Source organism: Helicobacter canis (assembly GCF_008693005.1).
Taxonomy (GTDB): Bacteria; Campylobacterota; Campylobacteria; order Campylobacterales; family Helicobacteraceae; genus Helicobacter_B; species Helicobacter_B canis.
The window spans coordinates 1-12,981 of sequence record NZ_VXKE01000005.1 but is presented as its reverse complement, the minus strand read 5'-3'; the positions used below and the strand labels follow the sequence as shown (position 1 = coordinate 12,981).

The following is a 12,981-nucleotide window of genomic DNA, read 5'->3' as shown; positions in this document are numbered from 1 at the left end:
TTGGTGGATAAGCGTGGCATTGGGCGTTTGCATAAATCTTAGTTGAGCATACCAATGCTTGCGGGATTATTCACAAGCATCTGCATATTTAAACCCAATAAGATATTTAAATAATTCATCAAATTTTTCTTTGCTTTTGTCTTCTAGCTCATCTTTTAGCTTCTCTATGTTTTTAAATGTGCTTGAAACAATGTTTGCTTGATTGTTGTCCTTGCAAGTATCAAAGCCAAATTTTTCTCTATCTGCCTTGCTAAATAAAGATTCTATGGCATAGACATTATTTTTTATTGCCCCACTTGCATTTTCAAAAATATCTTTAAGTGTAATGACTGAAAGATCGTTTTTAAATTCTTCTTCATCTTCAACGCCTTGTTTCATAGCCTTTCCTGCTTTGTCATTATCCACTAGCAAAATGGGGTGGATACGCAATCTTTTTGCAAAAGTGATAAGATTTTCTGCTTTTTGCTTTTGCTCAAGGCTAAAGCTTAGCTCATTATTATCACTAGCTTCTAAATCTCCCTTGCCACCAAGTCCGCTAATTGGCAAAAATATCAGTTTATTAGAATCTTTGTCGTCATAAATCTGGCTATATGCGTTTAGAATATTAGAATCCATAATGCCCTCTACAAATATAAGCTTCGTTTCATCAAACCTAATGTTCCCACCCAATGCTTTGTATATATCATTTAGCGTATCACTTTCCCCATAGCCTAGCATTGAGAAGTCATTGATAATAAGTGAGCCTTTTGGATTTTCTATCTCGCTAGATTCTAAAGAATTTAATGCCTTTACAATCCGCACTTCATCAAGGTGGGTAATATCTAGCATAGAGGGCGAGTGTGTAGCTATGATAAATAAGATCCCACTTTTCCTGCCATAGTCTTTAAGAAACTTACGCAAATCCCTTTGGGCGGGTATGCTTAGGCTATTTTCTGGCTCATCCATTAGCACAATATCGCCCCTGCCAATCTCGCCTTTGTAGAGAAAGTTAAAAAAGAGATTGAAAAATTTTCTAAAGCCTGTGCTTTGTCGCTCTAGGTTGATAGTATCACCATTTTTACTCATACTTAGTTCTACAGAGTCAGGATCCAATCTAATATGAAAGCTATATACAGATTGCTCTAAACAATACAAATCATTAAAGCGTTTATTGATCGTGCTTTTAAAAAGTTCGTTCATCTCATTTTCTGTGGTAGTGCGATAGTGAGCATCATCCTCTTTATAAGCATCTTGTATCATCATCGCTATATCTCTCTCCAAGATTGTAAAAAGTGCTTGAAAAAAGCTCGATTTATTGATCTTGCCAGGCTCTACTTTTAAGTCCTTTTTAGCAATGGCATTTTCTTTATATAGCACGATATTTGGCAAAAATGTAATATCAAAATGCTCTTTAATAATATCTCTATCCTTTTGCCTTTGCATATCTTTTTGGAAGCTTTCAAGTGGTGTTTGCAGGAGGGTTTGCAAGCTTGAATCTTCGCTAAGACGGTAATCTTCTGCAGCCATACCTTGTATATTTTCATACCAAAGTTTCAAGTCCTGAATTTTTGGATTGCCTTTGAGATTGGATTCTAGGTTTTGCATAATTTGACGCGTGTTGCTTGAATATGCGTGCTGTTTATAGCTAAGGCATTTTGCTATATGTCTTTTTGCTTGTTCAACATCAAAGTCCCTGTATGTCTCCAACTCTTTTGGCAAATCTGTTTTTAATTCATTAGGCGTGAGTATTGCTCTAAAAACTTGTGGGGGGGGGGGAAAGAGTGAGTATCTTTGATATATGCTTTTGCTTCAAAATCTTCTTTTAAAAATTGTCGCAATAGACTTGCGTCATCGCAATTTTTGGGAGCTTTAGTATCGCCAATCACAAATTTACAGGCAAGTTTAATTGCTCTGTCTTTGTCTTTTATCTCATCGTATTTTTTCTGCACCGCACTAAAACACTTTAATGCCTTGCCACCTTGATCCACACTACAAAGCAACATACGATTATGCTCTGGCAAAATAAGGCGGATTTCTTTTCCGTTTTCTTCTTCATCGTAGCCATAGACTCCATACACTTGTGAGCTTGCAAACATATTTTGGATAAATTCACAATACTCATCTTGCGTATCACATTCATTAAGCTCCACGCCTTTTTCTAGGCTACCTTCAGTAAAAAATATCCCAAAAGTCTTGTCTGCAAAGTGAGAATCCACATTTTGCTTTTGTATATCACTAGTGGATTCTAATGTTGGCGATACTTTTTCATCAGTGATTTTATACTCTAAGGTCAGCTTTGTCTCTCCTTTGTGTCCGCGATAATCTGGCTTATCGCTATCTTGTAGTTCAAGCTGCGATAAACTAACTAACCCATCTAGCACATTGCTTTTTCCATCATTATTGCCACCAAGTAGGACTAATAATCCGCCGATATGCTCTCTATCAATAGATCCTAGTTGTAATTTATTGCTAAGGTTTTTTTGCTTAGAATCCACTATACCTAGATTCCTAAAATTTTCAAATATTATGCTTCGCGTATTCATTTTTGCTCCTTTATCTTAATGTCAAGTCGTAAGCCAAGCTTGTTGTAAAGCTCATTTAATGGTGTGATTTTTGCCACTTCCTCTTCGTTTAATGCCCTTTTGCTTTTTGCTAGAATCTTTTGACACTCTAGCAAATACTCTAAAATGGGGTCTAGCACCTGCGTTTGTGCCACCATATCAATAAATTCTATTTTCACGCTGTTTTCCTTTTTTAAAAGATTTGCGATGATTTGGGCCCTATCCTGCGTGCTTTTTGTCCTTGGCTGCACGAGATTTTCTACGATATAGCTCATTGCCCTGCTTTTATCAAGCTCCTTTTCATTCATTACAAAATCAAAGAATTTTAGTAGCTTTCCGTCTATGTTGTCCTTATAGCCTGTCTCATACATTTGTATGAATTTATATGCTGTTGGACGAGAGATTCCTAAAAAATCCGCTAAATCCACAAGGCGAATCTCAATCTCTTTTAGCCGCTCTCTTAGTAAAATTGATTGTAGTTTGGGATGAGCTTGACTTATTTGGGTTGTGTTGTCGCAGGTGTTTTTACTCTTGTTTGTTGTCATTAACTTGCCTTGATTTTTGCTTGATTGTATTGTTTTTATATGATTATGTCAATATATATTTTACATTTTATGTAAAATATCACAGGAGTGCTTTTAGTTAAAGCAACATAGTATCGCGGATATAGTCTTCTGGATTTGGGGTTTGCATAAGGGTTTGGCGCATACATACCCCAGAAATTGGCAGATGGTGTAAAAGTGGCAGCGTCTCTAGGCTAATGCCCCCAATGGCATAAAGCCCTTGTAGCGCAGGGCTAGAATCCACTTTTTCACACTCGGCTTGTTTTTCAAAAGTGGATTCTAGGTTTTCAGTTTGTTTTGTAAAACTGCTTTGGGATTCTAAGATTGTGGAGCTAGAATCGTGGTTTTTCGAGCCGCGCAATGAGATAAGACTTGGGCGTCTATCGAAGCAGCGCGGCGATGAAATCCGCGATTCTAGCCCACAAGCTGAATCCCTCCTAGCAAAGTTAGATTCTAGGGTGATGATGGATTCTAGCAGCTTTAGCCCCTTTGGCTCCACCCCCTCCTTACACGCGCTAGCAAAAATATGCCCCACGATGACATAATCCACCCACTCCCTAGCAGCTTTATACTCCTCCACACTATGCACAGAGACTCCAAGCGTGGCAAACTCCCGCCGCAAGCGCGGTAAATGCGCGATTTGTGAGCTTTGGCAGTGTAGGGCAGAGGCTTTAAGCTCTCTAGCTACTTCAATAAAAGAGTGCAAAATACACGCCACTCCTGCCCTAGCGCATATCGCTAGAGACTGCTCTGCTAGAGCGCGATACTCGCTAGCTCCCAGCTGCTTTTCACGCAGGATAATCGCGCGCACGCCACTTTGAGCTAGCAGCTCTATGCGCTCTAGTAAATCGCCCTTGCAAATCCTAGAATCTGTTATGGCGATGATTTGGTGGGGACCAGCGCGTTCCATTAGCCAAGCCTAGCCCACATACACACTATCGCTAAACACCGGCTGCAAGCCAGCGTGCTTGAGACTCGCCACAATCTCGCCCACCCCCCTGCAATCGGCTATATCAAACTGCTCATCGCCCTTTTTCTCCAAGCTTTTGCCCCCAATGCCCACTGACACCCCAGCACTCATCTTGCTCGCCCCAAGTTTGACAAACTCATCGCGCAATCCCTTGCGCTCGCGGCTAGAAATGGTAATGCTCGCATAAGGCAAAAACAGCCGATACGCGCACAGCACTTGTAGCAGCCGCTTCTCGCCCACATCTTTGGGGGAGATTTTGCGGTTGTTGATGATAGGGCGTAGGCGTGGGATTGAGAGGGCGATTTCTGCGTGGGGGTAGCGTGCTTGTAAGAAATGCGCGTGTAGTGCCGTGGCAAGCGCGTCTTTGCGAAAATCCCCAATGCCTAGCAGCGCGCCAAATCCCACCCCCCTAAACCCAGCGCGTAACGCTCTCTCTTGCCCATAAAATCGATAGGGGAATACGCATTTCTCCCCAGCAGTGTGGATTCTAGTGTAGCAAGCAGGGTCATAAGTCTCTTGAAAAATCGTTACATAATCGCAGCCATTTTCGTGCAAAAGCGCGTATTCATCGGTATTCATTGGATAAATCTCCACGCCTATGACTTTGAAATACTCCTTTGCTATGGCACAAGCCTTGGCGATATACTCCACGCTCGCATACTCCCTGCCCTCGCCTGTTAGCATAAGCACTTCTTGCAAGCCACTTTGTGCGATTGCGTGCATTTCTTGGTGGATTTCACTCTCACTAAGCTTGGCGCGCGCGATTGGATTGCCCTTTTGGAATCCGCAATACACGCATTTACTCGAGCAGTGGTTGCTAAGGTAGAGCGGGGTAAAAAGGGCGATATTGCTGCCAAAATATTTGCGCTTTACTTGCGCGCTTTTTATCGCTAGCTCTTCGATAAACTCTTCTGCTGCTGGAGAGAGCAGAGCTTGCAAATGCTCGATTTGTAGGCTTGTAGCCTGCAAAGCACGCTTGACATCATCTGTGCCAAAGCTGCTCTCATCATAGCGTGCCACTTGCTCTAGCACGCACTCTAGCAAATCGCTATCAAGCCGCTCCATAAAGGGCAAATATGCCATACAATCACGCCGCATAGCCCCCCCCCTAATCGCGCAAAAAGCCCAAATAATCAGCCGTGGGCGAGCTAGGCTTGGGCGCGCTTATGGGGGCTAGCCCAGCGAGATAGGCAGCCCTGCCAGCTTCCACAGCTAGCGCAAATGCGCGCGCCATTGTTGGGATAGAGCGAGATTCTGCTATGGCGGTATTTACCATAACTGCTGCTGCGCCCATCTGCATAGCCTCGCAGGCTTGAGCTGGCGAGCCAAGCCCCGCATCAACGATAATTGGCAGTGTAATTTCATCAAGCAAGATTTGGATAAATTCTTTGGCGCATAGCCCCTTGTTGCTCCCAATGGGCGCGGCTAGGGGCATAATCGCCGCTGCCCCAGCATTGCACATATCGCGCGCGGCGTAGAGATCGGCTGACATATAGGGCAGGGGGGTGAAGCCATCGTTTGCTAGTAGCTCTACGGCTTTTGTGGTTTCATAGTTGTTAGGCAGGAGATACTTGCTATCCCCAATCACTTCGATTTTGATAAGTTTTGCGCCGCAAATCTCTCTAGCAAGCCGCGCGATACGCAGGGCTTCTTGCGCGTTTCTCGCCCCAGAAGTATTAGGCAGCAAGGTGATATGCTTGGGGATAAAATCTAGGATATTTTCTAGCCCTTGCGGATTGGCGCGGCGCAGGGCGAGTGTAATAATTTCTGCCTTTGCCTGCGTGATAGCGGAGTCGATAAGCTCTAGGGAGTATTTGCCAGAGCCTAAGATAAAGCGACTGGTGAAGCTAAATCCACCTATTTGCAAAACATCATTTTCCACAGATACTATCCTTAATTTGTATTTTAGTGGGGCGGGGATTCTAGGGGTGGGAGAGAAGTGAAGCGGCGCAAGGCACGATGTAGAGCCAGCGTAAGCGAGATATATACAATCAAACGCACGCGCAAGCTAAATCACACACTAGACCCATCTTGGACCCATTTTGACGCAAAGTGGCGCAGCTTCCAAATAACACGATCTTCCAATCGCTGTAATTCTAGCCAAAAGCACCCTGCCTTTGTCAATACTTTCCACTGCTTTTGCAAGTTTTTGCACTGCGTCCCAGCTAAGATCAAAAGGAAATCACTCAATTTCCTAAGCCCTTTTCACACGCAAAAAGGGTTTAGAAAGTAGATTCTAGTAGGGCTACTGCGACACCAAAGCACAATATAAAAGGCTTTTTGCTATCATTTTAGCCAAATACCCAAAGGCAGCGCAATGAAAACTATCGCCATTATTGGCAGACCTAATGTAGGCAAGTCATCTCTATTTAACCGCTTGGCAAAGAGTCGCATAGCCATCACTTCGCATATCGCGGGCACGACAAGAGACACCAACGCCGCTCAAATCACGCTACACAATGGGCAAAGCGTGCGCATAGTCGATACCGGGGGTATTGAAGACACGAGCGATGAGCTCTTTACAAAAGTCGCACATAAGGCAAAGCAAGCAGCAAAGACGGCGGATTTGATACTCTATCTAGTCGATGGCAAGCTGCTGCCCACGCAAGAAGATAGGAAACTCTTTTTCACCCTGCAAAAGAGCGCACCGACCTTGCTTGTGATCAACAAAATCGATAACGACTCCCAAAAGGAGCTAGCCTACAACTTTGCAGAGTTTGGCACAAAGGCTATGCACTTTATCTCTGTATCGCACAATCGCGGCATAAGCCAGCTACTTAGCGCACTAGAATCCACTCTTTTCCCAGAGATGCAGGAGGTAGCACAGGATATAGAAGAAGAGCTACTAGAAGCCCTAGAATCCACTTTTGAAGATGCCCAAAATGTAAGCGACTCACAGACAGCAAAGCCAACGCTAGAACCAAGTAAAGCCCAATTCACCCAAGAAGCCCAATCGCTAGAAACAATCCAAGTAGGTATCATCGGCAGAGTCAATGTCGGCAAATCCTCTATCTTAAACGCCCTTGTAGGCTATGACCGCAGTGTAGTAAGTGCGCAAGCAGGCACTACAATCGACCCTGTCGATGAGCAAATCACCTTTGAAAACAGCACCTTACGCTTTGTCGATACTGCTGGTATCCGCAGAAAGGGCAAGATAGAGTCCCTAGAGAAATACGCCCTTGATCGCACAAGCAAGGTGCTAGAGCAAGCAGATATAGCCATTTTAGTCCTAGATTCTAGTGCGCCGCTTGTCGAGCTTGATGAGAAGATCTTCTCCCTTGTGCAAAAGCACGCGCTAGGAGTCATAGTCGTGTGGAACAAATGGGATATAGCGCACGCGGATTTTACTAGCATTAGGGCGGATTTCTTGCGGCGATTTCGCTTCTTAGAATACGCGCCATTTTTGACCCTAAGCGCGCTTAAGGGGCGGCATATCAAGGAGCTAAAGCACAAAATCCTAGAAGTCTATGCCAACTATGCCTCAAGAATCCCCACTTCTAAGCTTAATGACACCATTGCAAAAGCAGTGCGCACCCACCCAATCCCAAGCGATCACGGCAAGCTGGTTAAAATCTACTACGCCACGCAATACGCCACCAAGCCCCCACAAATCGCACTTATAAGCAATCGCCCAAAGTCCTTGCACTTTAGCTATAAACGCTTTTTGGTCAATCAGTTTAGGAAAGAGTTTGGCTTAAGTGGCACGCCTATTTTGCTAGCTCCGCGCCCTAAAGGGCAAGGCAACCCAGAATCCGCTTTTTAGGCGTTGGCTTTCTAAAGAAACCTGCTGCGGCTTCGCCTTGCACCGCTGTCGCTTGTTTTGCCGCGCTTTTTGTGGATTCTGCTCGGTGGGCTTGCTCATTATCGCCTAGATAAATCCCTGCGCACACCGCTTGAAAACCCCAAAAATCATCGACAAATCCTGCCGCCTGCAACTTGGCTAAATTTTCGATGTTTCCCTAGATTAAATGGACAGCCCCCAACAAAGCGTAGAATCTAAAAATCAAAGCTTAGCTTTGTCATCATATAGCTGCGGTTTATGGCGGTGTTTGGCGCGATGTTTTGCGGCGCGAAGTCAGGGTTTAAGATACCGCTGTGGCGGTAGATGCTTGTGTAGTAATTTGCGATGAGTGAGAGGGTTAGCAGCTTGTTGATACTCATATCTAGGGTAAGCTTGAGCGAGTATTCATCAGCGGCAGGGGCAGTGGTGTAGCGACCATCTAGCCCTATGTCATAGCGATTTTTGTAGCCCAAAAACTCTCTATCAAAGCTTGCTTTGGTGAAAAATAGCGCGCTAAAGGCGTCTTTATACACGATGGCATTAAGCGAAGAGCCAGTGGCATACACGCTATTATCCCAGATATTTACCCCAAGCGGCGAGCCAAAAAACCCAAGCCTAGCGTGAGATAGCCCGATATTTTGCTGCATAGCAAGGGCTAGATTATAGGAGCTACGCTCTTTGTAGAAGTCCAAATCCTGCTTTAGCATAATGGTAGCAGTAAGCCCCTCTTCTCTCCCATTTTCATCGCGCAAAAAGCTCCCAAGCAGCACAGGCACAGGCATATAAAGCCTATCATATATCGGCAGGACGACATTGAGCCTTGTGGTGGCGTTAAAGCCGCTAGACTCGCTAGCAGCGGCGTTTGTCTCATAGCGCACATTAAGTCCGGGCGCACTATACTCGCTAATGCCATAGTAATAAAACGCGTGGATAGCAAGGCTGCTGCCATTGCCAAAGAGCTGCGAGAAGCCTAGCTTGCCACTTAGCAGCCCCCTAGGCACATTCGCGCGGCTATAATCCCAGAAAAATCCATCACCAAGCAAGGCTATGCTAGAGATAGCAGCAAGCTCCGTGTAGAAAATCCCAGAATCTGTGAGTTTTAGGCTATATCCTAGCTTGCCGCCCTCCACAAAGCCATTGACATAGTCGCCATCATCGTAGGAAAACCGCCCCAAAGATAGTCCATACGCGCTCTTACCCCTATCGTGCGTGAGCGCGAAATACGCATTGTGGATATAGTAGTTGCGCGTGTTTAGGGCGGTGGGAGTACCTGTGCCATCGTAGCTTGGATTAAAGCCCACATAGTTGTAGCCAAGATTATCGCCCCTTCTTGTAGAGTCTTGCGCCAGCCCTGCCCCAGCACCGCCTAAGCCCACTTGGATTGAGCCAGACTCTAGGGCAGCCCTAAGCTCTAGCCCAAGCGTGCCTAGCATATAGCCATAGCTCTCTGTTGGCGAGATTTTGTCTCCGCCGAGCGCGAATTTGTTAAACGCTTCTGCTTGTATCACAGGAAACACCCCTGGTCTAGCAGAATCTTTTGTCTCCGCTAGATCTAAGCTATTTGCCCGCGCAAACCCCAAAAGCAATCCCATTGCAACAAATACGCCAGCTCTCATACTAACCCTTTGTCAAAAAATACGACATTATAAAGGCTTTTTGATTATTGTTTGCTTTATGTGTTAGGTATTGAGAAGTGTGAGTTTGCAGGGTTTGCTAGATAAGCGTGCCGTTAATGCTTTGAAGCAATGCCTTAAGAAGTTCTTAGAGAAAAGTCCAAACAAAGTTTAAGCTATGGATTGTCCCCAAATCTAAATCATTAGATTTGCTATAGATATTTGCACGATAGGTAATATCTGTATTGACTAAAAGCGGAATGATTTTTAATAAGCCTAAACCTACTTCAATATACGCTCCATTTGCTTTGAGATTATGCGTCTGGCTAAAATTTGCCCCAGCACCAACTATAAGATGTAACCACCTAAGCGGTTCTGGGTGGATATATAGCACTCTGCCCACAGAGTGAGTGGGAGCATAAGTATCCATATAGAGATATTTAATCCTTGTTCCAAAGCCTACTTCATAATCAGTAAAAGGAATGTTTATGGAAGGTTCTAAATAAAGATGATTAGCTACAAAGAAATTCCACCCTACACTCGCACCAATGATTCCGCCAAATCTATCTTTAGCTACTTTATCTGAATCTATCTTGTTTAAATCTGTGCTAAAGCCATAGTGAAATGAAGCTATTTGCAACATATTTCCTATTAAACATCTAAAATCTCCTATCATACAGCCAACTCCAGCCCTTAAACTCCCACATATCATAATGCTAAGTAGAAAGATTTGTAATAGTCTCATCACCTTATCCTAAATACTCTTTACAAAAGCGGATTCTAGCTAAAATCCATATAGGATTCTAGCCGCAGATTTCACCCAGCGCGATCAATCGCGGATTGCGCACTTTTGTAGGTTGCTAATCTGGCTGCTTGCTACCACCAAGATACTACTCCGCCCTAGCCTAAATGAGTGTCTCCAAGCTCCGCCTTACACTAGAATCTACTTTTGATTATGGATTGTATGTTTGTTTGGGCATTGGCAAGATTGGCACATATTCGCCCTATATAATGGGGCTTTGATTATTGTTTGCTTTATGGGGTTGAAGTGGTTTGCTAGAATCTATGGAGAGATGATAAAGCTAGATTCTAGGTAGAATCTAGCTAAAGATAGGGGCTGGGATTACATCATTCCCATACCGCCCATTCCACCCATACCGCCCATATCTGGCATAGCTGGAGCAGGCTTGTCCTCTTTGATCTCATTGATTGTAGCCTCTGTGGTGAGCAGCATACTTGAGACAGACACGGCATTTTGCAAGGCTACTCGCGTAACTTTCAAAGGATCGATAATCCCTGATTTAAACATCGCTACATACTCGCCGCTTGCGGCATTGAAGCCATAGCCTTCTTCTTTGGTGTTTTCGATTTTATCAATCACCACGCCTGCGTCATAGCCCGCGTTGATAGCGATTTGTGCTAAAGGAGCTTTAATAGCGCGTTTAATGATGTCATAGCCAATTGCCTCATCGCCTTCAAGCTTTAGCTTGACCTTTTGCGCCGCGCGGATAAGAGCCACGCCACCACCTGCTACAATGCCTTCTTCTACCGCTGCTTTTGTCGCAGAGAGCGCGTCATCTACGCGGTCCTTTTTCTCTTTCATCTCTACTTCGCTAGCAGCACCGACTTTGATCACCGCTACACCGCCGCTAAGTTTGGCTAGCCGCTCTTGGAGCTTTTCTTTGTCATAATCGCTTGTGGTCTCTGCGATTTGTGTGCGGATTTGCGCCACTCTGGCTTTGACATCAGCACTCTTGCCCTTGCCATCGACTATGGTTGTGTTGTCTTTATCGATGACGATTCGAGCAGCTTGCCCAAGGTGCGCGATCTCTGCGTTCTCTAGTGTGAGTCCCACTTCATCGCTGATGACCTCGCCACCTGTAAGGATCGCGATGTCTTTTAGCATTTCTTTTCTCCTATCGCCAAAGCCCGGAGCCTTCACCGCTGCGACATTTAGCACACCACGCAATTTATTGACGACCAAAGTCGTAAGAGCTTCGCCCTCAATATCTTCTGCGATGATAAGCAGCGGCTTGCCACCTTTCATAGTCGCTTCAAGCAGGGGGAGAATGTCTTTCATCGATGAGATTTTTTTATCAGTGAGTAGCAAATATGCGTTTTCTAGCTGGATATTCATTTTATCCGCGTTGGTTACAAAATATGGGCTTAAGTAGCCGCGGTCAAACTGCATACCCTCTACCACACTTAGCTCATCGTTAATCCCCTTAGCTTCTTCCACGGTGATCACGCCATCTTTGCCGACTTTTTCCATAGCTTCTGCGATTAGGTTGCCGATTTTCTCATCGGAGTTGGCAGAGATTGTCGCTACTTGGGCGATCTCGCCTTTGCCGCCGACTTTTTTGCTAGCCTTTTTAAGCTCTTCAATAATCGCTTCAGCCGCCTTATCCATACCGCGCTTAACTTCCACAGGATTTGCCCCAGCGGTGATGTTTCTTAAACCCTCTTTATAAATGCTGTGCGCTAGCACAGTGGCAGTAGTCGTGCCATCACCTGCGGCATCTGCTGTCTTGCTCGCCACTTCTTTGACAAGCTGCGCGCCCATATTGGCGATAGGGTCTGCTAGCTCGACTTCCTTTGCCACAGATACGCCATCTTTGGTGATTGTAGGCGCGCCATAGCTCTTTTGGATAAGGACATTGCGCCCTCTTGGTCCCATTGTAACTTTCACCGCATCGTGTAGCTGCTTCACGCCCTCGTAGAGTTTATTTCTCGCATTATCGCTAAATTTGATTTCTTTTGCCATTGTTTGCTCCTTGTATATTTGTGTTGATTACTTGGACAAAACGCCAAGCACATCTTTGATCTCAAGCACGATATATTCTGCTTTATCAAGCTTGATCTCACTGCCAGAATATTTCCCAAACACGACTACTTCGCCTTCTTTTACAGACTTGTCATCTGCGACTTGCTTGCTTATAGCGATCACCTTGCCCATAAGTGGCTTTTCTTTCGCGCTATCTGGGATAATGATCCCTGAAGTCGTCTTGCTCTCTTCTTCAAGTCGCTCAACGAGAATCCGCTCGCCTAGTGGTTTGAATTTCATAACTTCTCCTTACACTTTAAAATTAGCACTTAAAAATTTTAAGTGCCGAAAGTGTAAAAATATTATGTAAATAAGTCAAGTATTTATATGCTTAAAGTAAATATTCATTAGTGTATATAGCTAAAGTTTATTGATTTTATCCATATAAATAATAGTTACTGCACTGGCTATAAGCTTCGTATTTGCCAAGACAAAGATTGTGCCAAATGTTTAAGGCTTGGGCGTGTGCCAATGCAGTGCGCCAAATTTTGAAGCTGCTTTAAGACTTTGGGCTGCGGGGTTTGACTCGCTTAAGCTTGGGTTTGCAAGCGTGCTCGCGTGGGTTGGCTTTTGCGCTGCGAAGTGCTGCTCTTGAACAAAGTCTCTCACAATGCGCGTGGGTTGGCTTTTGCGCTACGCCAGCACTTGCTCGCTTTACGCCTTAATCCATCACTATTCCGCTCCCCCTTT

Annotated in this window: 13 protein-coding genes and 1 pseudogene; 2 read left to right on the top strand and 12 right to left on the bottom strand. The window is 44.7% G+C overall.

The window, feature by feature from the left end; translation table 11 throughout:
• Nucleotides 1-66: 66 nt before the first annotated feature.
• The 6 genes from F4V45_RS09660 to F4V45_RS01410 all read right to left on the bottom strand — a co-directional run bounded on the left by F4V45_RS09660 (nt 67) and on the right by F4V45_RS01410 (nt 5,964).
• The gene (locus tag F4V45_RS09660; protein ID WP_246144975.1) at nt 67-1,698 is read right to left on the bottom strand and encodes an ATP-dependent nuclease; all 1,632 of its coding nucleotides are present in this window, start codon (nt 1,696-1,698) and stop codon (nt 67-69) included.
• Nucleotides 1,699-1,706: 8 nt separating this feature from the next.
• Nucleotides 1,707-2,522 carry a hypothetical protein gene (locus tag F4V45_RS09655; protein ID WP_246144974.1) on the bottom strand — a complete coding sequence of 272 codons (816 nt, stop codon included), beginning with the start codon at nt 2,520-2,522 and terminating at the stop codon, nt 1,707-1,709.
• Nucleotides 2,519-3,085 (bottom strand): hypothetical protein, encoded by a 567-nt coding sequence (locus tag F4V45_RS01425; RefSeq protein WP_150336739.1) that lies wholly within the window; start codon nt 3,083-3,085, stop codon nt 2,519-2,521. The genes F4V45_RS09655 and F4V45_RS01425 overlap by 4 nt, the downstream gene beginning before the upstream one ends.
• Nucleotides 3,086-3,182: 97 nt before the next feature.
• Nucleotides 3,183-4,013 carry a thiamine phosphate synthase gene (locus F4V45_RS01420; RefSeq protein ID WP_150336738.1) on the bottom strand — a complete coding sequence of 277 codons (831 nt, stop codon included), beginning with the start codon at nt 4,011-4,013 and terminating at the stop codon, nt 3,183-3,185.
• A 9-nt stretch (nt 4,014-4,022) separates the two neighbouring features.
• Complete coding sequence (thiH, locus tag F4V45_RS01415) at nt 4,023-5,171, bottom strand: 2-iminoacetate synthase ThiH (protein WP_246144973.1); 1,149 nt, start codon at nt 5,169-5,171, stop codon at nt 4,023-4,025.
• Between the two features lie 10 nt (nt 5,172-5,181).
• Entirely contained in the window at nt 5,182-5,964 is a 783-nt protein-coding gene (locus tag F4V45_RS01410; protein WP_150336737.1) for a thiazole synthase, read from the bottom strand.
• A 426-nt stretch (nt 5,965-6,390) separates the two neighbouring features.
• Here F4V45_RS01410 and der point away from each other — a divergent pair, with 426 nt between their 5' ends.
• Nucleotides 6,391-7,836 (top strand): ribosome biogenesis GTPase Der, encoded by a 1,446-nt coding sequence (der, locus tag F4V45_RS01405; RefSeq protein WP_150336736.1) that lies wholly within the window; start codon nt 6,391-6,393, stop codon nt 7,834-7,836.
• Here der and F4V45_RS01400 read toward each other — a convergent pair.
• The 3 genes from F4V45_RS01400 to F4V45_RS01390 all read right to left on the bottom strand — a co-directional run bounded on the left by F4V45_RS01400 (nt 7,802) and on the right by F4V45_RS01390 (nt 10,212).
• Nucleotides 7,802-8,008 carry a hypothetical protein gene (locus F4V45_RS01400; RefSeq protein ID WP_150336735.1) on the bottom strand — a complete coding sequence of 69 codons (207 nt, stop codon included), beginning with the start codon at nt 8,006-8,008 and terminating at the stop codon, nt 7,802-7,804. The two genes, der and F4V45_RS01400, sit on opposite strands and share 35 nt — an antisense overlap.
• 61 nt (nt 8,009-8,069) lie before the next feature.
• Entirely contained in the window at nt 8,070-9,470 is a 1,401-nt protein-coding gene (locus F4V45_RS01395) for an outer membrane family protein (protein ID WP_150336734.1), read from the bottom strand.
• 145 nt (nt 9,471-9,615) lie between these two features.
• Nucleotides 9,616-10,212 (bottom strand): hypothetical protein, encoded by a 597-nt coding sequence (locus F4V45_RS01390; protein WP_150336733.1) that lies wholly within the window; start codon nt 10,210-10,212, stop codon nt 9,616-9,618.
• A 223-nt stretch (nt 10,213-10,435) separates the two neighbouring features.
• Here F4V45_RS01390 and F4V45_RS09885 point away from each other — a divergent pair, with 223 nt between their 5' ends.
• Nucleotides 10,436-10,564, top strand: a complete 129-nt coding sequence (locus tag F4V45_RS09885; RefSeq protein ID WP_281292468.1) for a hypothetical protein — start codon at nt 10,436-10,438, stop codon at nt 10,562-10,564.
• Between the two features lie 26 nt (nt 10,565-10,590).
• Here F4V45_RS09885 and groL read toward each other — a convergent pair whose 3' ends face one another.
• From groL to F4V45_RS09280, 3 genes and pseudogenes are all read right to left on the bottom strand, one after another.
• Nucleotides 10,591-12,231 carry a chaperonin GroEL gene (gene groL / locus F4V45_RS01385; protein ID WP_023929191.1) on the bottom strand — a complete coding sequence of 547 codons (1,641 nt, stop codon included), beginning with the start codon at nt 12,229-12,231 and terminating at the stop codon, nt 10,591-10,593.
• A 33-nt stretch (nt 12,232-12,264) separates the two neighbouring features.
• A pseudogene (groES, locus tag F4V45_RS01380) lies at nt 12,265-12,531 on the bottom strand (co-chaperone GroES); the annotation flags it as partial.
• Nucleotides 12,532-12,741: 210 nt separating this feature from the next.
• Nucleotides 12,742-12,900 (bottom strand): hypothetical protein, encoded by a 159-nt coding sequence (locus F4V45_RS09280; RefSeq protein ID WP_170235116.1) that lies wholly within the window; start codon nt 12,898-12,900, stop codon nt 12,742-12,744.
• Between the last annotated feature and the right edge of the window lie 81 nt (nt 12,901-12,981).

Excerpts from the sequence above, each read along its gene's own strand:
- F4V45_RS09655 (WP_246144974.1), bottom strand. The coding sequence starts at position 2,522 with ATGAATACGCGAAGCATAATATTTGAAAATTTTAGGAATCTAGGTATA.
- F4V45_RS01425 (WP_150336739.1), bottom strand. The coding sequence starts at position 3,085 with ATGACAACAAACAAGAGTAAAAACACCTGCGACAACACAACCCAAATA.
- F4V45_RS01420 (WP_150336738.1), bottom strand. The coding sequence starts at position 4,013 with ATGGAACGCGCTGGTCCCCACCAAATCATCGCCATAACAGATTCTAGG.
- thiH (WP_246144973.1), bottom strand. The coding sequence starts at position 5,171 with ATGCGGCGTGATTGTATGGCATATTTGCCCTTTATGGAGCGGCTTGAT.
- der (WP_150336736.1), top strand. The coding sequence starts at position 6,391 with ATGAAAACTATCGCCATTATTGGCAGACCTAATGTAGGCAAGTCATCT.
- F4V45_RS01395 (WP_150336734.1), bottom strand. The coding sequence starts at position 9,470 with ATGAGAGCTGGCGTATTTGTTGCAATGGGATTGCTTTTGGGGTTTGCG.
- F4V45_RS01390 (WP_150336733.1), bottom strand. The coding sequence starts at position 10,212 with ATGAGACTATTACAAATCTTTCTACTTAGCATTATGATATGTGGGAGT.
- groL (WP_023929191.1), bottom strand. The coding sequence starts at position 12,231 with ATGGCAAAAGAAATCAAATTTAGCGATAATGCGAGAAATAAACTCTAC.